Annotated in this window: 14 protein-coding genes; 10 read left to right on the forward strand and 4 right to left on the reverse strand. The window is 64.3% G+C overall.

Features of this window, described 5'->3' with window-relative positions:
• Positions 1-39: 39 nt before the first annotated feature.
• Entirely contained in the window at positions 40-891 is an 852-nt protein-coding gene (locus tag NITMOv2_RS06590; protein ID WP_053379107.1) for a PHP domain-containing protein, read from the reverse strand.
• Positions 888-1,820 (reverse strand): dihydroneopterin aldolase, encoded by a 933-nt coding sequence (gene folB / locus NITMOv2_RS06595; RefSeq protein WP_053379108.1) that lies wholly within the window; start codon positions 1,818-1,820, stop codon positions 888-890. The genes NITMOv2_RS06590 and folB overlap by 4 nt, the downstream gene beginning before the upstream one ends.
• Before the next feature lie 274 nt (positions 1,821-2,094).
• On the opposite strand from folB, the gene moaC reads away from it, so the two are divergent.
• The 10 genes from moaC (at position 2,095) to recN (ending at position 12,647) form a co-directional block, all read left to right on the forward strand.
• Positions 2,095-2,607, forward strand: coding sequence for a cyclic pyranopterin monophosphate synthase MoaC (moaC, locus tag NITMOv2_RS06605; RefSeq protein WP_053379110.1), 513 nt, complete (start codon positions 2,095-2,097; stop codon positions 2,605-2,607).
• Positions 2,608-2,614: 7 nt separating this feature from the next.
• Complete coding sequence (locus NITMOv2_RS22575) at positions 2,615-3,307, forward strand: molybdenum cofactor biosynthesis protein (protein ID WP_187299382.1); 693 nt, start codon at positions 2,615-2,617, stop codon at positions 3,305-3,307.
• 79 nt (positions 3,308-3,386) lie between these two features.
• Positions 3,387-4,451: a GTP 3',8-cyclase MoaA gene (gene moaA / locus NITMOv2_RS06615; RefSeq protein ID WP_053379111.1), complete on the forward strand. Its 1,065-nt coding sequence runs from the start codon at positions 3,387-3,389 to the stop codon at positions 4,449-4,451.
• Between the two features lie 62 nt (positions 4,452-4,513).
• Complete coding sequence (locus NITMOv2_RS06620; protein ID WP_187299383.1) at positions 4,514-5,218, forward strand: HoxN/HupN/NixA family nickel/cobalt transporter; 705 nt, start codon at positions 4,514-4,516, stop codon at positions 5,216-5,218.
• 121 nt (positions 5,219-5,339) lie between these two features.
• Complete coding sequence (gene accD / locus NITMOv2_RS06625) at positions 5,340-6,176, forward strand: acetyl-CoA carboxylase, carboxyltransferase subunit beta (RefSeq protein ID WP_053379113.1); 837 nt, start codon at positions 5,340-5,342, stop codon at positions 6,174-6,176.
• Positions 6,177-6,202: 26 nt separating this feature from the next.
• Positions 6,203-7,498: a bifunctional folylpolyglutamate synthase/dihydrofolate synthase gene (locus NITMOv2_RS06630; protein WP_187299384.1), complete on the forward strand. Its 1,296-nt coding sequence runs from the start codon at positions 6,203-6,205 to the stop codon at positions 7,496-7,498.
• A 1-nt stretch (position 7,499) separates the two neighbouring features.
• Complete coding sequence (locus NITMOv2_RS06635; protein ID WP_053379115.1) at positions 7,500-9,941, forward strand: LPS-assembly protein LptD; 2,442 nt, start codon at positions 7,500-7,502, stop codon at positions 9,939-9,941.
• A gap of 11 nt (positions 9,942-9,952) precedes the next feature.
• On the forward strand, positions 9,953-10,489 hold the full coding sequence (locus NITMOv2_RS06640; RefSeq protein ID WP_053379116.1) for a hypothetical protein: 537 nt from the start codon (positions 9,953-9,955) through the stop codon (positions 10,487-10,489).
• 110 nt (positions 10,490-10,599) lie between these two features.
• On the forward strand, positions 10,600-10,947 hold the full coding sequence (gene trxA / locus NITMOv2_RS06645; RefSeq protein ID WP_202967321.1) for a thioredoxin: 348 nt from the start codon (positions 10,600-10,602) through the stop codon (positions 10,945-10,947).
• 20 nt (positions 10,948-10,967) lie between these two features.
• A complete protein-coding gene (gene recN, locus NITMOv2_RS06650) occupies positions 10,968-12,647 on the forward strand; it encodes a DNA repair protein RecN (RefSeq protein ID WP_053379117.1) in 1,680 nt (559 codons plus the stop codon).
• Positions 12,648-12,655: 8 nt separating this feature from the next.
• On the opposite strand, the gene NITMOv2_RS06655 is transcribed toward recN, so the two are convergent.
• Positions 12,656-13,798 carry an HD domain-containing phosphohydrolase gene (locus NITMOv2_RS06655; RefSeq protein WP_187299385.1) on the reverse strand — a complete coding sequence of 381 codons (1,143 nt, stop codon included), beginning with the start codon at positions 13,796-13,798 and terminating at the stop codon, positions 12,656-12,658.
• Between the two features lie 207 nt (positions 13,799-14,005).
• Complete coding sequence (locus tag NITMOv2_RS22580; protein ID WP_083447819.1) at positions 14,006-19,045, reverse strand: sigma 54-interacting transcriptional regulator; 5,040 nt, start codon at positions 19,043-19,045, stop codon at positions 14,006-14,008.
• Positions 19,046-19,387: the final 342 nt, after the last annotated feature.

Raw genomic sequence — 19,387 nt, forward strand, 5'->3', positions numbered from 1 at the left:
AGAAGGTGAAGGGGGCGGGGGGAGGGATGAAAGAAAGGGTCACAGACGCGCAGCGGCGTTCTTCAGTTTGTGCAGCAGGTGATCGGGTACGTACAGCTCGCCTTTGCCGACGCCGACCTCGATGTCCGGTTTCGTGACGCCGTGGAAGTCGCTGCCGCCTGTGACGAGCAGGTCCGCCTGTTTAGCCAGGCTGAGAAATTCCCGCGTTTGCCGGGGCGTGTGGGTGCTGTAATGCACCTCGATCCCGTCGAGGCCGTCGGCTTTGAGTTGTTTGGCGAGTGACGCCAGTGTGCTGTCCTCGGTGGTTTTGACCCACGTGGGATGGGCGAGCACCGCCAGTCCCTGGGCGTCTTTGATCCATCGAATGGCCTCGGACGGAGCGGGTAAATCCCGCGGAACATACGCCGGCTTGCCGTTGGCCAGGAACCGATCGAATGCCTCCTTCGCGGAGGTCACCACTCCCTTATCCATCAGGACCCGCGCAATGTGCGGGCGGCCGACTGAGTCGCTGCCGGCGACGGCGCGAACCTCGTCGTAGGTGATGTCGATTCCCAAAGCCTGCAGCCGTTCGACGATCATCGGATTGCGCCGATGCCGGCTTTCACGCAGCGTCACGAGCCGTTCATGGAGAAGCGGATCCCGCCAGTTGAGGAAATATCCCAAGACATGGAGCTCAGAATCGCCTAGCAGGGAACTGATCTCGATTCCTGGAATGACTTCGATGCCCAAGGTCCGGCCGGCTTCTGTCGCCTCGGGAATGGCCGTGGTGATGTCGTGATCGGTAATGGCGAGCGCGGTGACACCGGCTTTGTGCGCCAGATTGACTACTTCGACCGGCGCCAAGCTTCCGTCCGAATGGGTGGTATGAAGATGGAGATCGAGGCGGCTCATAGAGGGCTCGGGCGGGCCGGTTTTTGCGCCACGAGTTGGGCTGTATAGACCGATCCGTGTCCGCCCTCATGGGCCCCTTCGTCATAATGCAAGACCTGGAGCGTCGAGGCGAGACGCAGCAGCTCATTGGGCGCCAAACAGAATTCCCAACGCCTCGGGTGTTTGTGGTGGAAATAGTTGTCGATCGTGAACGTCTCGTAGATCAGCACTCCGCCCGGCTTGAGCGCATCCATCAGATGGGGAACGAGCGACCGATACAAGTAGAAAAAGACCACGATCCCGTCGTACGTTTCTTTGCCCAGGTTCGGCTCGTGCGGAGCGGGCCGCTCCAAATCGAGCGTACGTGTCGTGATCGTGGACAAGTGGCGTTCCCGGGCCTCGGATGCCAGCCGAGCCAGCGCTGGTTCGTCCCGGTCGATCGCGTCGACGTGATAGCCTTGCGCAGCGAGGAAGAGGGAATGGCGTCCCCCCCCGGCGGCGACGTCGAGCACCGTGCCTTTCGGGAGCCGATGGAGTTGTTGGACCAGAAACGGCGCGGGTGGGGGATCGATCTGCTGGAGCCGATGGGCGAGCCTGGATCGTTCGAGCGACACGCCGACCGATCCGGTGACGTAGACGAGAGGAGGATGGAGCTTCCGGAGCCAGAGCTTCACGCGCTCCACCGGAAACTCCCGAAAGAGCATCTCGAAGAGCCGCTCGGCCATCGCCTCCAGCAGGTGTGTGTCTTTCTCCGTACCGACTTCGACGAGGCGGCGCGCGATTGTGGCATAATCGACGGTGTTCTCCAGCCGGTCGGACCGCCCCGCTGCGTCGAGCTGGCAGTCCAACTCCACGTCCACCGCCAGGGGCTGGGGCCGGCTCCGTTCCTCCGGCGTGATGCCGACGCGGCCGCGGAACTCCAACCGTTCGATAAAGATTTTCCCTGACATAAGGGCATTGTCGAGGATGGGATTTCGGCGTGTCAAGAAGAGGGGGAAGCGGGGGCGCGAGCCGGATGGTCTTCTTGCTCGCTGTCCGCGCGCCGGTGATCTATCGGATTTTTATATCGAGGGCGGCGCTCGGCCAATGCGCGCAGGGAAGACCATCCGACTCGCATCCCAGGGTGAGGAGGGCAAGAAGAGGAAAGTGTCCCTTGACCTAGGTTTGATCCGGCACCTATAATCACGGGCCGGCGTTGTCTAACTGTCTGATTCGTCGAAAGAAATGGCTGAATTCACGCATTTCAATGAGTCGGGTCGGGCGCGCATGGTCGATGTCGGCGCCAAGGACTCGACCGAGCGGGTGGCGACGGCGCAGGCCACCGTGTTGATGCAGCCGGAGACCTTGGAGAAGATTCAGCGCGGCAAGATCGCCAAGGGCGACGTGCTTGCCGTCGCGCAAGTCGCCGGCGTCCTGGGGGCCAAGAAGACGCCGGACCTCATCCCGATGTGCCATCCGCTCCTCCTCACCAGCGTCGACATCTCGTTCAAAGAAGAATCCCAACCCAGTCGGGACGGCCTGTGCGCCGTCCATATTCTCGCCACCGTGAAGACGACCGGGCAGACGGGCGTCGAAATGGAAGCGCTGACGGCCGCGTCGGTGGCCGCGCTCACGATCTATGATATGTGCAAGGCCGTCGATCGCGGTATGAGCTTCCACGATGTCTGTCTATTATCCAAATCAGGAGGCAAATCGGGCACGTACATCAGGGAAGGCCACGGTCGAGCTAAAGAGTGAGGCGCAGATGGTGACGGTCAAACTGTTCGGCATGACGAAATCGCTCGCCGGGAATCAGGGGTCGCTGTCGATTCCCATGACGAACGGGCGCCGCGTGAAGGATTTGGTCCAGCTGCTCGACGGCAGCTATCCGCAGATCGGGGAGCTGATCCATAAGAAGAAAGTGCTCGTGTCGGTGAATCAGGACATCGCGCACGAGGAGACGGAGATCAAGGACGGCGACGAAATCGCGTTGTTGCCGCCCTTTGCCGGTGGAGCCATGGAAGACATTGACGAGAGCCAGTTTGTCCGCGTGCAGCGGGAGAATTTTTCGATCGATCGGGAGTTGGACCGCGTGCGGAGCCGCAGCAAGCGGATCGGGGGCATCGCGACGTTTCTGGGCATCGCCCGCGATCGGTCCAAAGGGCGGGATGTCGACGGCATTACGTTCGAGTATTACGAGGGGATGGCGCAGAAAAAGCTGCGCGAAATCCGCGAGCGGGCTCTGAAAGATTTCGATATTCTCGAGCTGCTGATCATCCATCGGTACGGCGAGATTACGATCGGCGAGAATATCGTGCTGATCATCGCCGGGGCCGAGCATCGCGCCGAAGCGTTCCGCGCCTGCAAGTGGGCGATCGACGAGTTGAAGCAGATTACGCCGATCTGGAAATTGGAACATACGCCCGAAGGAGAAGTTTGGGTCGAGGAGCATCCGTAAGCAGCGGCGAGTGACGGGTGACGAGTGACGCCCATCGGCACAGCTGAGGGCGGGCGTGACGGGTGATGAGGCAAAGACGATGACCCCATTACACACGGGCCAGGCGGCGGCGCCGGTCACCGACACCTACGATCGCCCGCTCAAGAGCCTGCGGTTGTCGGTCACCGACCGCTGCAATCTGCGCTGCCAGTACTGCATGCCAGAAGAGGACTATGTCTGGCTGCCGCGCGAGGACGTGCTCACGTTCGAAGAAATGGCGACGCTCGCCGGCTACTTTGCCGATCTGGGTGTCGACAAAGTCCGGCTGACGGGCGGCGAGCCGTTGCTGCGCCGCGATCTCCCGCGCCTGGTGCGGCTGCTGCTTCAAGACCGGCGCATCACCGAAATCGCCCTCACGACCAACGGGATTCTCCTCGCGAACCAAGCGCAGGACCTCTACGACGCGGGGCTGCACCGGGTGACCGTCAGCCTGGATACCCTGCGGCCGGAGCGGTTCCGGCAGTTGACGAGGCGCGATGAGTTTTCGCGGGTCATCGAAGGCATCGAGTCGGTGGGGAAAGTCGGGTTCACCAACCTCAAGCTCGACACGGTGGCGATCCGCGGGTTCAACGATGATGAGCTGGTCGCGCTGATCGAATTCGCCAAACATTATCGGGCCGAGGTCCGCTTCATCGAATATATGGACGTGGGCGGGGCGAACGAATGGTCGCTGGACAAGGTCCTGTCGCGCGCCGCGATGCTCGAGCAGCTGGGCCGGCACTATGGCCCGATCGAGCCGCTGCCCGAACGCGGCGCCGCGCCCGCGCAGCGGTTCCGCCTGCCCGACGGCACGACGTTCGGGATCATTCCCTCCACCACCACGCCCTTCTGCGCGCAATGCGACCGGAGCCGCGTGACGGCCGACGGCATGTGGTACCTGTGTCTTTACGCCACTTCGGGAACGGATCTGCGGAATCCGCTCCGCGCCGGCGTCGGGGCCGACCGGATGCGCGCGATGATCAAGGCCGGCTGGGAAGGGCGGCGGGATCGCGGCGCCGAAGAACGCAAGGCGCTGGAACGGGTGGGGCTGCGGGACGGCGGATTGATCGGAATCGACCGGCTGCGCGAGGATCCCCACCTCGAAATGCACGCGCGCGGCGGCTGATGCCCCTCTCCGCTTCAGTCCTCGGACCGCGTGCTGACGTGGTCACGGGAACGACGGCGCTCATGGCAGATTCCCTGCTCACCATCCTCGGAGTCGGATTCCTCCTCGGCCTGCGGCACGCCCTCGACGCCGATCACCTTGTCGCGGTCTCCACTGTGCTGGCCGAGCGGCCGTCGCTCCGGGCGTCGAGCGCGGTCGGCTTCTGGTGGGGAATCGGGCATACCCTCACGCTCATGCTCGTCGGCGCGGTCGTGCTGGCCTGGGGGCTGCGCATTCCCGAGCCGTTCGAAGCCGTCGCCGAGTCCGGGGTGGCAATCGTGCTGATCGTCTTGGGCGGCGCCCTCGCGGTGAAGCTCTCGCGCGAGCGATGGCATGCCCACAGTCACCGCCATGACGGCGAGCGGCACGTCCACCTCCATAGCCATCAGCTGCGCGACGATCACCGGCATCGGCATTGGATGGCGCGCTCCGTCCGGCCGCTCTGCATCGGAATGGCGCACGGCCTGGCGGGATCGGCGGCGGTCATGCTGATGATCGCCGCGACCACCGACCGGATGGCGGACGGTCTCTTGTCGATCGCCGTCTTCGGCGTCGGCTCGATCGTGGGAATGACGGCGATCGGGGTGACGATCAGTCTGCCGCTGGTCTGTTCCCGCACGGTGAGTCGGCGCCTTTTCCTGGTTCTACGGGGCTGCGCCAGCGCCGCGAGCCTTTGCGTAGGGCTGTGGATGTTGGCGAGGCAGACCTCGGCGGTCTTCGGGCACTGAGCCCCGCCTCAGCCGTCGCTCCAAGATCGCTTTGAGCGTGCGCGGGGTGCGCGGCTGTGCTATTCTGCGCCAGCTTTTGCGGCTGTCCGCCGCGGGGACCGCACCGGATCGAGGGGACGACATGGCTTGGTTCAAGAAAGAGAAGGCGCCGGAATCGGCGGCGCCGCCGCGCTCGAAGGGCGGCGAGGGCATGTGGCTCAAGTGCAACCATTGCCGGGAAATCGTCTATCGGAAGGAAGTCGACCGCAACAACAAGGTCTGTCCGAAGTGCGACTATCATTTTCCCATTTCGGTGATGGAGCGGATCGGCCTGCTGGTGGATCTCGGCACCTTCAAGGAATGGGATAAAGAGTTGGAGCCGAGAGACCCGCTGGATTTTCACGACACCAAATCCTACAAGGAGCGGGTGAAGGCGCAGCAGGAGAAAACCGGCCGGAAAGACGCGCTGGTGATCGGCGAGGGCCTGATCACGGGCCGGCGCGTCGTCTTGTGCGTGTTCGACTTCAGCTTCATGGGCGGCAGCATGGGATCGGTGGTCGGGGAGAAGCTCTGCCGGGCCATCGACCGCGCTCTGGCGGACAAGCTGCCGGTCATCCTCGTCACGGCCTCCGGCGGCGCGCGGATGCAAGAGGGGATCCTTTCGCTCATGCAGATGGCCAAGACCTCGGCGGCGGTCGCCAAATTGGGCGAGGCGAAGCTGCCCTTCATTTCCATCCTGGCCGACCCGACGTTCGGCGGCGTCACGGCGAGCGTCGCCATGCTGGGCGACGTCATCATCGCGGAGCCCAAGGCCCTGATCGGCTTCGCCGGGCCTCGCGTGATCGAACAGACGATCAAGCAGCAGTTGCCGGATCAATTCCAACGGGCCGAGTTCCTGCTCGAACACGGGATGATCGATATGATCGTCGAGCGCAAGCAGTTAAAAGACACGCTCAGCACCCTGGTGAACCACTTTTAGTCCTGAGCGCCCCGCCCGGCATGGTGATGACCTACTCCTCGGCGATTGAGTATCTCTACGGACTCCAAAAACACGGTATCAAACTCGGTCTGGAGACGATGCGGGTGCTGTGCGACCGCCTCGGCCGTCCCGACGCCGGGTTTCGCTCGCTTCATATTGGCGGCACCAACGGCAAAGGCTCCACCGCCGCGATGGCCGCCGCCGTGCTGCACGCGTCCGGTCTCCGGGTGGGCCTGTACACGTCCCCGCATCTCGTGGAGTTTCGGGAGCGGATCCGGGTGAACGGCGAGATGATTCCCGAAGCGCGCGTCGCGGCTCTCACCGCACGCCTCCGGGCGGCCGCCGAACCGGACCTTGAGCCGACGTTCTTCGAAATCACCACGGCGATGGCCTTCCTCCATTTCGCGGAATCCGGCGTGGACGCGGCGGTGTTGGAGGTGGGGTTGGGCGGGCGATTCGACGCGACGAACGTCGTGACGCCGATGGCCTGCGCCGTCATCACGATCGGGTTGGACCATCAAGAGTATCTGGGCCATACGGAGGAGGCGATCGCCTTCGAAAAGGCCGGCATCATCAAGCCCGCCGTGCCGGTTGTGATGGGGCGGCTGGGGGCCGCCGCACAGGCGGTCGTGCGCCGCACGGCCGAAGAGCGATCGGCTCCCTTGTGGGAGTTGGGGCGAGACTTCCGGACTGAGGGAACGTCCCCCGAGCGCTTTTCCTATCACAGCCGCCGACGCCTGCTCGAAGACCTCTCGTGTAACTTGCCGGGCCGGCATCAACTGGACAATGCCGCCTGCGCCTTGGCTCTGCTCGAAGCGGCCGGGCAGGAACGGTGGCTGGACGATGAGCGCGCGGTACGCCGAGGCCTGCAGGCCGTCCAGTGGGAGGGACGGCTGGAGGTGATCGAGCGCGATCCGCTCGTGGTGCTCGACGGCGCGCACAATCCGGCGGCCGCCGAGGCGCTGGCCGAGTACCTGCGCGGATTCCGCGCGGCTCATCCCGACGCGCGCGTGCTCCTGGTGTTCGGCATGATGCGCGACAAGGATCTGCGGGGCTTTCTCGCTCCGCTGCACGCGGTCGTGTCGGACGTGATCCTGACGCAGGCCGGCTTGGCGCGCTCCGCCTCCGTGGAGCAATTGCGGCCGGCGTTCGCCGCCTGGCGCCAGCCGATTCATGACGCGCCGGTTCCGGCCGAGGCCTTGGCGCTCGCCAAACGCCTGGCGTCGCCCCGGGATCTGATTTGCGTCACCGGCTCGTTGATGCTGCTGGGCGATATGAAAGCGGCCCTGCGTGGCTGTGGGCTGTCACCGCTCCGGGGCTAGCATGGCAGATCCGGCCCGGTGGATCTGTCGTCCCGACCTCGTCACCCTAGCCCTTCTGCTCTCTTTCTTTTCCTCCTCCGCCTGGGCAGCCTCCCAGCAAGTCGGCGCAGGCGGCTCCGGCGCCCTCCCACTCGATGTCACCGCCGAGCGCATCGACTACCGCCAGGATCAGGAAGTTTACGAGGCCGAGGGTTCTGTCGTCATCCGTCAGGGCAATATTCGGCTGACGGCGGATCATGCGACGATTCAGGCCCTGCCCGGGATTCTGACTGCGACGGGTCAGGTGCATCTGGTGGACTCGCAGGCCGACCTCACCGCGGAGCGTTTGGAGCTCAACATCAATACGGAAGCCGGGATCGTGACCCATGGGCGGCTGTATCTGCCGACCAGCAACTCGCTGCTGACCGGCAGGCTGATACAGCGGTTTTCCGAGTATCACTATCGGGTGAAAGAAGGGACCTTCACCAACTGCGACGCCGACGAAGGCCAGGTGCCGGCCTGGCGGATGCGCTTCGACGACGTCGATCTGACGGCGAGCGACACGCTGGCGTTCAAGGGGGCCTGGCTCTGCGTGCTGGACGTCCCCGTCCTTCCCTTGCCGACGTTGAGCTATCCGCTGTCGAGCCGGCAAACCGGCTTCCTCGTTCCCTTTGTCGGATACGACAATCGGTTCGGCCTGCACGGGCAGGAGACGTTTTACTGGGCGATCAATCCGAGCCAGGACCTCTTCATTTCCCCCTCCTATTACAGCAATCTGGGGTATGGGTCCGATTTTGAGTATCGCTATGCGCTGAATCGGCGGTCGCGAGGCCAGTGGTTTCTCAGCTATCTGCAGCAGACCGAGCTGCCGAACGTGTCTGGTGTTACGGACACCGGTCAGGATGCGAAGAAAGCGCGGGGCGTGTTGGCCGGCACCCATACGCAGTACCTGACGGAGAGTCTGTTGTTCCGCGCCAACGTCAACCTGGTGTCCGATCCGAATTATCTCCAGCAACTCAGCAACTCAGGCGCGCAACGGGCGTTGCCGAGCAACGAAAACAACCTCCTCGCCACGCAGCTGCTGCCTTATGGAAACGTGTATCTATGGGGGCAATATCTGCAGCCGCTCCAGCTCGGAGGGAAGGACACCTTCCAGCGCTTTCCGGAAGTGGGCTATAACCTCCCGTATACCTCGCTGCTCGGGTCGCCGCTGTTGTTCGGAACGGAGAGCGACGCCGTCCATTTCTATCGGGAGGAAGGGTTTACGCTGAGCCGCGTGGACGTCGTGCCCGGCCTTTCGACCGACGTGATCGATCTCGGGCACGTGATCGGCATCACGCCGCAGGCGAAGTTCCGGGAGGTCTACTACACCAGAGGGGTGCAGTCCAGCGAGGGCCAGCATCGCGAAACCTTTTGGACGGGAATCAACGCCGCCTCCAAGTTGACGCGGCGGTTTCAGCTGGACGAGGGCGTGGGGCTGTTGCATACGCTCGAGCCGAGCGTGATCTACGAGTACGTGCCCAAAACGAACCAGTCCAACCTGCCCCAAATCGATCAGGTGGACGACCTGCCGGCCAAGAATCTCCTGACGTACATGGTGCGCAGCCGGGTGTTGGAGCAGAGCGCGACCAAGCTGTTCAATTGGCTTGATCTGATGGTCGCGCAGAGTTATCACGTCGGCGCGGTGCAAACCCGAGCGCGCGACTTTACGCCCGGTGCCAGTCCGCTGTTTGGAACGCTCACGCAGCCGTTGCAACCGGCGACGGTCGACATCCAGGGCAGACGGTTTTCCGATTTCTGGCTGCGGGCAGTCGTCGGCAACAATCTGCCGCAGTTCGTCCAGGCCCAGACAGCCAGCCAAACGTTCGCGCGCGGAGCCGCGCCGATGACCGGCCTGCGGCCGTCGATCAGCCAGTATGTCGTCGTGGACGCCTTTTTCGATCCCTATCGCAACGGAGAACTCACACAGTTCAATACAGACCTTCGCCTGCAGGACGACACCGACTGGTATGTCGAGGTGGGCCAACGCTATGCCCGTGAAGGACCCAGGCCTCGGCGCGGCGACATCTGGAACCCCTTTTCATTGAACGAGGTCTATGCGCCGACGCCGGAAGTTCAATTTGTGACCGCCGGAGGAGGGTTCCGCACCCCGTGGGGTTGGACGATCGGCGGCAAAGCCTACTATGATGTCAAGAACGGCCGGAGTCCGGAATACGACATCTTGGCGTTGTACCAGAATCCATGCAAGTGTTGGTCGCTCGGCCTGTACTACCTGCAGTTCCCCGACCGCGCGCAATACAACTTTATGCTGAGCCTCACGGGCATCGGGTGGACGGAAAATTTCGGCACCGCGCTCATGCGGCAGCTGTTCACGCCGCTGCTGTGGGGGGAGCGCGGACTGCCGTGGGCGTCGCCAGGCGGCCCCTACGGGCGGCCGCAAATCGGAACCTTCACCGCCCCGTAAAGGAGCAGGGCATGGACTCGCACAGAGCGACGCGGCACCTCATGACCACGTGTCTCGGCGTGATCGTGCTCGGTCTGATGAGCTGCGGCACGTCCGGCATACCCGCTTCCGATCGTTCGGCGGCGTTGTCGCGGGCGAAGATTTATCTGGCGGCGGCCGACTATCGACGGGCCATCGAAACGTGCCAGGTGGAGCTGGCGGAACGGCCCTCGGCGGCGGGCTATGTCTACCTGACCTACGTCTATCAAGCGCTGGATGCCTACGTCGATTCGCTGGCGAAGGCCGATCGGTGGGTGCTGGTGGAGCAGTTGGCGCGAAGCCTGTCGTCGCAGCGGCCGGACGAATTGCTGGAGGCGCCCGACGTCCTCGCGCGCATCGCGAAGGAATTGATTCAGGACGCGGCCAAGCGGCAGGCGGACGTGGCGGCCGGGATGGCGACGCGGTTGGACGGCGGGCAGGTGGCCAAGCTGTGGGACGAACAGAAACGCTGGCGGGAGCAACGGCCTGACGGATGGTGGCTCGGCGTACCGCCGGAATGGGGATGGTGAGACCTGTGCGTGCGGTGGCGCCGCGGTTCATTTGACACCCAAAACCGGGGTGGGGTACGATGCCCACTCGGTTCGGAGAAGCTCTCATAACTCTGAAGGAGGGTGTGGACGTGGCTGGTGATACCTTGAAGGTCGAGGACTCTACTTGGGATGCCGAAGTGATGAAGGCGCCCGAACTCGTGATGGTCGATTTTTGGGCGGTCTGGTGCGGCCCCTGCCAGATGGTGGCCCCCATCATCGATGAGTTGGCCAAGGAATATGCCGGCAAAGTGAAGGTGCGTAAGCTCAACACCGATGAAAACCCCGAAGTCGCGGGCCGCTATCAAGTCATGAGCATCCCGACCATCCTGTTCTTCAAGAACGGCCAGCCGGTGGAAAAACTCGTCGGCGCCCGTCCCAAACGCCAGTTCAAAGAAGTGATCGACTCGCTGCTGGCTCAGCATGCCGGCACCGCCTAGCAGTCGGCGACTCCGCAGCCATGCTCACTGAGCTGCGCCTCGTCAATTTTGCCGTTCTTGAGCAGCTCAGTCTGAGCTTCCAACCAGGTTTCACCGTCCTGACCGGGGAGACCGGGGCAGGGAAATCGCTCCTGATCGACGCCATCGCGCTGCTGGTCGGCGGACGGGCCTCCACCGACCAGATCCGATTCGGCGCGGAGGAGGCGCAACTCGAAGCCTCGTTCGACATTCCCGACGATCATCCCGTCCTCGCGCGGTTGCGCGCGCAAGACTTCGTGGGTCCCCGTGACTCCCAGCTCATCGTTCGGCGGGTGATTGCCCGATCAGGGAGAAACCGCGTGTATCTCAACGGGAATATGACACCCGTGCACGTGCTGGAAGCGTTCGGCGGGACACTGGTCGACATTCACGGCCAACACGATCAACAAAGTCTGCTGTCGCCTTCCACCCAACTGGACGTCTTGGATGCATTCGGAGGCTTGCGCGGACTGCGGGCCGAATATCAGGATGCCTATGGTCTCTGGAAACAATCGTGCCGGGAACGGATCGAACTGGAGGAGCAGATCCGGCAGAGCCGGCAGCGGGAGGATCTGCTTCGGTTCCAGCAGCAGGAGCTGGCGGAGGCGGCGCTGCGTATCGGCGAGGAAGAAGCTTTGCAGGCGGAGCGGCGTCGCTTAGGAGCATCGCAGCGCCTCGGCGCGCTGGCCGCCGAGGCGCTGGAGCGGCTGCAGGCGGACGGCCATGGAGCGACGCCGAACGTCGCGGCCGTCGAACGGGCGCTGGCCGAGCTGATCCACATCGATCCGACGGAAGAGGAGACGGGGCGACTGGTTTCCGAAGCGAGAGTGTTGCTCAAAGAGGCGGCCGGCCGGATCCGCGACTATGCCGAACGGCTGGAGACGGACCCCGGGCGTTTGTCGGCGATCGAAGACCGGCTGGCGCTGATTCACCGGCTCACGAAAAAATACGGCGGAACCGTCGAGGCGGCGTTGCAGGCGCAGGCCCGTGTGCAGGGCGAGTTGCAGGGGATCGAGCATGCCGACGCGCGGTTGGAGGCTTGCGACAAGCGCGTCGACGCGCAGCGGCGCGTGATGGCGGAGCTCGCGCAACAGTTGTCCAAGAAACGTATCGAAGCCGCCAAACGGATGACCAAGGCGGTTCGGGAAGAATTGGACGCCCTCAAGATGGAGCAGACGCGGTTTTCGATTCAGGTCGCGGCTGCCGAGGGGGAGGGGGGCTACGGAGCGGAGGGGGCGGATCGGGCGGACTTCCTGCTCTCCGCCAACCCCGGAGAGCCGGTGAAGCCGATGGCACGCATCGCCTCGGGCGGGGAGTTGTCGCGCGTGATGCTGGCGCTCAAGTCCGTGCTGGCCGAGGTGGATCGCGTGCCGGTGTTGATCTTCGACGAAATCGATACCGGCGTGGGAGGCGCCGTCGCGGCGGCGATCGGGAAGCGCCTGCGCGCCCTGGGCCGGTTCCATCAGGTCTTCTGCATCACGCACCTGCCGCAGGTCGCCTCGCAGGCGGACCATCATCTATGCGTGGAAAAATCCCTGGTGAAGGATCGGGCGGTGACGACCGTGAGGCCGTTACGCGGCGTGCAACGCGAGCACGAAATCGCCCGTATGCTCGGTGGGGAAACCGTGACGGCGAAAGTACGGGCGACGGCGGCCGAGTTGATTGCCGGGGCAAACGACTGATCGGGCGGCTAAGGTTCGGAGACGCGGCTGGGGGCGGTGGCGATTGCCATAGCGGGCAGAGAGGCCTTGCACTCCGTGATCACCTGGGTGAACAACGCGGCAAGCTGCGGATCGAATTGGCTGTGCGCCTGTCCCGCGATGTAGCGAACGGCGTCGTCGATCGGTAAGGGAGATCGTCCCGGCGTCTCGGCCGTGAGATGGTCGAAGGCCTGCGCGATGCAGACGATGCGAGCGAGGAAAGGAATCCCCTCACCTTGGAGGCCGTGCGGATACCCTTTTCCATCCCACCGCTCATGGTGATACGAGACGATTTGTCCGACCTCGGCCGGCAGCCCCAGCGGCAGGATCATGCGGGCGCCGATGTCCGGGTGTTCTCTGCAGGAGGCCGCTTCGCCGGAGGGGAGAATCTGGTCGTCGGCAAATCGATAGGCCGGCAAGCTGGTTTTTCCGAGATCGTGCAGGAACGCCCCCATCGCCAAGGATTTCTGCTCGGCGGCAGTCAAATTGAGGCGGTTGGCTACGAGCGTCGCATAAAAGCTGACGCGGCTCGAGTGATTCAATAACTGCCGGTCCTTGGCTTCCAGAAGATCGGACAGCAGGGGAAGCCAATCGCGGGTGTCTTCCCCGGCGGGGCTCTCCTCGTGCGAAGGGTTACCGATCGCGGCGTATCCGTTCCGGAACGCTTCCCACGCCCGGGCGCTGTCCTGTTCATTGCCCCACAAGGCCGAAGAGGAGTGCAAAAACTCCCGGATAAAGTCCAGCCGCCGCTTTTTGTCGAGCGTTTGATTGATGAGGGTGATCAACTCGGTGACGTTGAACGGCTTCAACAGATAGCCGGCGGCGCCATGGCGAATCCCTTCCATCGCCGATTTCAGGCTGCCGTACCCCGTGATGATGATGACTTCAATGTCGGCGTGGTCGTGCTTGATATCCTGCAGCAGATCGATGCCCTGCCGGTCGGGCAGTTTCTGATCGAGGGTGATGAGATCGACCGGTTGTTCGTTCAGGATGTCCAACGCAGCCTGCGCATTGTCCGCCGAACGAATGTTGAAGAACGGGCGCAAGATCACCTTGAGCGCGTCGCGCGGGCCCGCCTCATCATCGACGACCAACACCGTCGGCTTGGTCCTGTCGGCTGCATCCGTCATCATGCCCATGCTCTCCTGTACCCCCAACTACGTATTCTGTCAAGCAAAAGCTATTCCGATTCAGCTACTTAGCCGAAGACCATCTATACAATGGGGGGTGCCTACGTAGTGAAACTATATGTAGTTTTCTTGAAGGGGACGCGACTCAAGCGATCTCGCCGAGGATCGGAAAAAGAGTGGGATAAATCACGCAATGGAGCGACGCGTGTATTATTCCTGCACCATCGGTTCCGGTTCGGGCTGAGGACCGTTGTCCGGCCGTCCGATGCCCAGGGTGTCCATCCGATATTTGAGCATGCGCCGGCTGATCCCGAGGAGATTGGCGGCGTGGGTTTGCACGTAGTTCGTCCGCTTGAGCGCGTCCTGGATGATTTCCCGTTCGAACTCCATGACGGCTTTTTCCAGCGACATGCGGCCGGCCAAGGTGTCGTCGCGCAGGGATGAGGAGCGCGAGTCGCTCTTCAGGATGGCGGGGAGGTGCTCGGGGGTGATGTGCGAGGCATTCTGCGACCAGATGAACGCCTGCTCGACGATGTTTTCCATCTCGCGGACATTGCCCGGCCAGGGATACCGCGTGAGCAGCTCCAGCGCGTCCTTGGCGAACTCGATGGGCGGGCGCTTTTCTTCCTCGATCCGTTTGGCCAAAAAATGTTTCGCGAGCAGCGGCACGTCTTCTCCCCGATCGCGCAGGGGCGGCAGATAGAGGGCGATGACGTTGATCCGGTAATAGAGGTCTTCGCGGAACTGGCCTTTCCGCACCAGCTCGTCCAGATTCTTGTTGGTCGCGGCCACGATCCGCACGTCGACCTTGATGGGCTGGACCCCGCCGATACGCGTGAATTCCCGCTCCTGGAGCACCCGGAGCAGCTTGGCCTGCGTCATCGGGCTCAAATCGCCGATTTCGTCCAAAAACAGCGTCCCGCTGTTCGCCAGCTCGAATTGGCCCACACGCCGCGCGGTCGCGTCGGTGAAGGAGCCCTTTTCGTGGCCGAAGAGCTCGCTTTCGATCAACGTTTCTGGGAGCGCGGCGCAGTTCAGGGCGACGAAGGGCCGTTCCCGCCGCGCGCTGTTGTAGTGCAGCGCCTTGGCGACCAACTCCTTCCCGGTTCCGCCGAAGACCGGACGGATCAGGAGGGGCGCCGCGCCGGCATGGATCATGAGCGTGTTCAGCGCCTCGCGCTCGTATCGGTGGAGCAATCCATGGCGGATGGCTTCACGCAAGCGGCCGAGATAGTGGAGCAGGATCTGGACGGGCGCGCTGAATTCGTCGTGCCCGGCCGCGCGCAGGTGGCGGCGATAGAGGGTCGTGAGGTCGGTCTGCGGCTGCAGGCAGGTCACGAGCAGCATACCGTGCGGAGCCACGACCCGCCATGCGTCCCGGAGAATTCTCAGCGGCGAGGGACTGAAGCAGAGAGAGAGATGGGACACGATCCGATCGAACGACCCGTCCGCAAAGGGAAGGGCGGAGTCCCACTCATACGAGATCCAACCGGCATCCAATAACCAGCCGGGAGGAATGGCGGGGGCGAACGTGGTCGCCAGCTCCCGCTGGAGCGCATCCACCGCGTGCTGCGCGGCAGCGACCGAATCGGGAGAGTGGCCGAGGCCGATGTAGCGGAGCGGCGCCTGCGGCGGTCCGCTACGGTGCGCCAGCGCATAAGCCCGGTTCGTGAGCATCGCGCGCGCCACATCGCCCTGTCCGCAGCCGATGTCCAGAATCTTCGCGCCCGGCTCCAGCGGGAGCGACAGCCGGTAGAGTTGCTCGCGCAGCACCCAATAGTCGTGAAGGTTGCCGAGTTGGGGCAGTTGGGCTTCGTGGGCCACCCAGAGGGCTTCTCTGGTCGACTGCGAGACGTGATGGCGGAGCCGCAGCCGTTCCTGCTCGAGCTGGCTCTGGCGGTGGATTTCCCGCAGCGGCGCGTCCCGGAACTCGTCCGCTGCGCGCGGTGGTTGCGAGGAGGCCGAGATGTGTTTGTACAGGATCTGAAAGGCGGCGCGGTGCCGTTCGCCGGAATCCGGATACGCCGATGACAGCTCCGCTCCGAGCGCGACGACGGCCGGCGCGCCGGCCAGCCCGCGGAGCGACGGTTCGAGTTGGCCGCGGGCCGGCTCGGCGGGGTGCGGCGTCGTGAAGACAACCGGGGGATTCTGCAGGGCGGCGAGGTCCGCCGCCGAGTCGACCAGTGTCCGGTAGTCGCCGGCCCGCGCATCGTCGAGGAAGTGATCGAGATTGACGTTCAGCCCCCAGAGATTGGCGGCGCCCCGTCTGAGCCCTTGCTCATGATCCGCCACCACGTCGTGCCGGTACGTCGCCCGCAGGGCGCCTTCCAGGTCCAACAGGGGATTCACCAACAACAGACGGCCGCCGGCGCCGGGCATCCCCGCCGCCTTCAGCGCCACCCGCGCGCCGACGTCTTCCGCCACCACCGTCAACGGCGCCGACGGCCAGGTCGTGCGCGCGAAATCGAGGACCTGCTCCAGATCCACCTGCATGCCACGCAGCGTCGTTTGCAACATGTCCCCGTCGCTTTGCCCGACGTGGTTGGTGTGGTCGTACCGCAGCACGCGCAGCCGATTGGCGGCGAGGAAAAACGCGAGGGGCAGATAATCGGTCTGCGTTTTCCCGAATCCGGGCACGAGAACCACGACCGGGGTGGCGGGCGAAATTTGGTGGCGTGCATGGTCGTCGGTGACCGCGATGACTTGCCGGCGGGGGTTGCGGCATTCGCGCCGTGCGCTCACGATCGACGACCGTCCCGCGATGCCTTCGAGATCCATCGAAGATCCGCTATGCTGCGCGACGACCCGATTGATGTCCCGCTCGGCGAACGGCGTCAAGCGGACGAATCGGACGCCGATGCGCCGGCCCGGCTGCGAAGGCGCCGGACGCAGCTCCGAAGGAGCCGCGGGGTCGGGCGCCGTCCAGACGATCTCAGCGGAGAGCACGGCTTCGGGAGCTTCCGGTTCATGCGCCCGCGGGCGTCCCGCGGCGGAAAAGTGAAGGAACAGACGTTCGCCGACCGCGCCGGGTGCGTCTTTCATTTGGAGCGCGGCGCCGCTGCGACTCAGGTTGACCAGGAGAGCCAGCGGCCGCTGAGCCGCCGCATCGAGGCCGGCCGGCTCGACTCTCGCCGGTAAGGCCACTCGGACGCGAAGGGCTTCGCGATGATCCTGTCCGCGCACGTCACCCTCTGCCGGCGCGGGCCGGGTCGGTCGGTCTTCGGGCAGCGACAGGAGCACTTCCATGGTCAGAGGCAGGGTCCGCTCCCGGGCCTCTTCGATCAGGGATGCCAACACCTTCCGCTCCACTTCGCCGGGTTCGGTGAAGCGCAGGGCCAGATGCGAGACGGCCTGCTGCGGAGCGGCGCCGGCAGCAGACCGGCCCCTGTCGTAAGCGGTGGCTTGGAGCTCGAGGAGGCCCGCCGCAGTCTTGAGAATCACGTAGGCCGGCTGCTCATCTACATTGAAAGGAGGCAAGGCATGGGCGATGTGGAGTCCGGCGCCGCCGGGGCCGAGCCAGTCCACCGTGCCCTCGTACGTGACGCTGCCGATCGTGACGGTCGCGGGCAAATGGACCGACACGCGCACCGTCCGTCGCCGGTCCGGCAAAGGGCCCGCCGGTTTGGGCGGCGTGGCGGCCTCTGAAGGCCGGGCCACCTGAGGGGAGCCTGAAGGCTCAGGTGATGTGTCGATCACAGGAGTCGGGGGCGCCGGTTCACCCGCTCCGCCGGTACGATCCGGCCCCCGCCCAACCGGAAGCCAGAGGGTCATGGACAAGCGGCCGCTCACCGGAGCCTGAAAATCCAATCGTCCACCGAGCCGGCGCACCCACCGATAGATTTCGAACAAATCGCCGGACTCTTCCAGCGGCGGCGTCTCGCCTGCGGCCGGGAGGTCGGTTTCTTCGATCGAGATACGGAATTCCGCCGCCTGGACCGATGGAACCAGCGCCGGCTGTTGGCCGAGCACCGCGCCGTCCTGTCCCACGGCCGCGGTGCTGATACGGAGACGATGGCGGCTGCCGATCGCGGCGAGGTATCGAAGGGCATGCGTGAGCAGCGTGCGGAACAATCTGGCGGCCAGCTCCGCGTCGCCGGTGAAGGGCGGCAAGTCCGCTCCGTACCGCCGCTCGATCCGGTCGGTCTCCAGCAACGGCGGCGTCGTCGAGCCCAAGACGCCATCCAGGATGGCCTGAAGGGTCTGGTCTCCGGCGCCCGTGTCGCGCGCCGTCCGGGCCAGCTCTTCTCCGCGGCGAACCGCTTCCGTCGCCTGGCGTAGAAGCGATTCCACCTGGTCGTCGAGTTTGGCTTCCCGCATCGCGCTGAGGAGCTGCCGCGATTGGGACAGGACCGCGTTCAACGGCCCCTGCAACAGCGTCGACAGACTGGAGAGACGCTGCGCCGCCTGTACGAGGCGCTCGTGTTCCTGGAGTTGCCGCTCCAGCCGCCGGATCTCCTGTTCCCGTTCGCGCCGGCGCGAAATGTCGCGCAGGATCCCCACCGTCCCGAGATACCGCCGCTGAGGATCGTAGAGTCCCCTGGCGCTCAGTTCAGCCGGGATTCGCGGCGGCCGTCCCCCTTGCGTCGTTTTGGGCGCGAGCTCGATCTCGATCCGCCGGGCGGCGCGCGCGCCCGTCCGGCGATCGTCGAACCGATGGCGGACGCCGGCCAGGTGATCGGGAGGAATCACGGTCGAATAGGGAACGCCGGTCAATTCTTCAGGCGCATATCCCAACAGCGCCGTGATCGACGGGCTGAGATACACGAACCGGCCCTCGGCATCCAATTCATACAGGACGTCGGCGACGGTATCGGCGAGCCGGCCGTAGCGTTCCTGCATGCGTTCCAGCCCGATGCGCAGGCGGCGGGTTTCGACGGCACCCTTGGTGTACAGCATCAACTCCGTGAGAAATGCTGGGGACTTCTTGTAGAGCAGGAAATCCGCGCCGGCCTGCAGGGCGTCGATGGCGGCGGTCGAATCACTCCGCTCGGTCTGCAGCACCAGCGTCGCGTACGGCGCCAGGCGTTTCAGCTCGGACACGATCGGGATGTCGCGCGACGCGGTCAGGCGCTCCTCGAGGAGGATGAGGTGCCAGTCGGCGCGCGGCGTCCACTGGAGCGCTTCGTCGAGCGAGTAGGCGACTTCGACGCGGCAGCCGGGAAAAAATCCGCGGAAACTGAGCGTGACGAGTTTGACTTCCTCTCCCAGGTCGTTGATGAGCAGAACGGTCAACGGCTCGTGCTCGGGCATAGGGCAACTCGAAGATCTGGCGGGCGGAGAGGACCGCTCACACCGGCGCCGGTGTTTCGTCTTGAATACCACACTGGCTGGCGAGAAACCCAGGCGGGGCGCCGCTTAAACGAAAGCTTCTTTCGTAGGGGAGCCCCGGCTTCGGGGATTGGGATGAACAATTTTGGACGAGGGACGGGAGGCTGTTCAGAAAGGCCGGCAATCTAGCAGGATGTTGCAGACTATTTGGGAATTGTGGGAAAGCGGGACTGCAAGGGGCCTGAGACGTTCTTGGAATAGCCCGCAGGCGGTTCAAAAAGCTCCGTCCGGCGAGGCCGCAAGGAGCGCGGCGACTGAGAACGA

It is taken from the genome of Nitrospira moscoviensis (genome assembly GCF_001273775.1).
GTDB lineage: Bacteria > Nitrospirota > Nitrospiria > Nitrospirales > Nitrospiraceae > Nitrospira_D > Nitrospira_D moscoviensis.

Excerpts from the sequence above, each read along its gene's own strand:
- NITMOv2_RS06590 (WP_053379107.1), bottom strand. The coding sequence starts at position 891 with ATGAGCCGCCTCGATCTCCATCTTCATACCACCCATTCGGACGGAAGC.
- folB (WP_053379108.1), bottom strand. The coding sequence starts at position 1,820 with ATGTCAGGGAAAATCTTTATCGAACGGTTGGAGTTCCGCGGCCGCGTC.
- moaC (WP_053379110.1), top strand. The coding sequence starts at position 2,095 with ATGGCTGAATTCACGCATTTCAATGAGTCGGGTCGGGCGCGCATGGTC.
- NITMOv2_RS22575 (WP_187299382.1), top strand. The coding sequence starts at position 2,615 with ATGGTGACGGTCAAACTGTTCGGCATGACGAAATCGCTCGCCGGGAAT.
- moaA (WP_053379111.1), top strand. The coding sequence starts at position 3,387 with ATGACCCCATTACACACGGGCCAGGCGGCGGCGCCGGTCACCGACACC.
- NITMOv2_RS06620 (WP_187299383.1), top strand. The coding sequence starts at position 4,514 with ATGGCAGATTCCCTGCTCACCATCCTCGGAGTCGGATTCCTCCTCGGC.
- accD (WP_053379113.1), top strand. The coding sequence starts at position 5,340 with ATGGCTTGGTTCAAGAAAGAGAAGGCGCCGGAATCGGCGGCGCCGCCG.
- NITMOv2_RS06630 (WP_187299384.1), top strand. The coding sequence starts at position 6,203 with ATGACCTACTCCTCGGCGATTGAGTATCTCTACGGACTCCAAAAACAC.
- NITMOv2_RS06635 (WP_053379115.1), top strand. The coding sequence starts at position 7,500 with ATGGCAGATCCGGCCCGGTGGATCTGTCGTCCCGACCTCGTCACCCTA.
- NITMOv2_RS06640 (WP_053379116.1), top strand. The coding sequence starts at position 9,953 with ATGGACTCGCACAGAGCGACGCGGCACCTCATGACCACGTGTCTCGGC.
- recN (WP_053379117.1), top strand. The coding sequence starts at position 10,968 with ATGCTCACTGAGCTGCGCCTCGTCAATTTTGCCGTTCTTGAGCAGCTC.
- NITMOv2_RS06655 (WP_187299385.1), bottom strand. The coding sequence starts at position 13,798 with ATGATGACGGATGCAGCCGACAGGACCAAGCCGACGGTGTTGGTCGTC.
- NITMOv2_RS22580 (WP_083447819.1), bottom strand. The coding sequence starts at position 19,045 with ATGCCCGAGCACGAGCCGTTGACCGTTCTGCTCATCAACGACCTGGGA.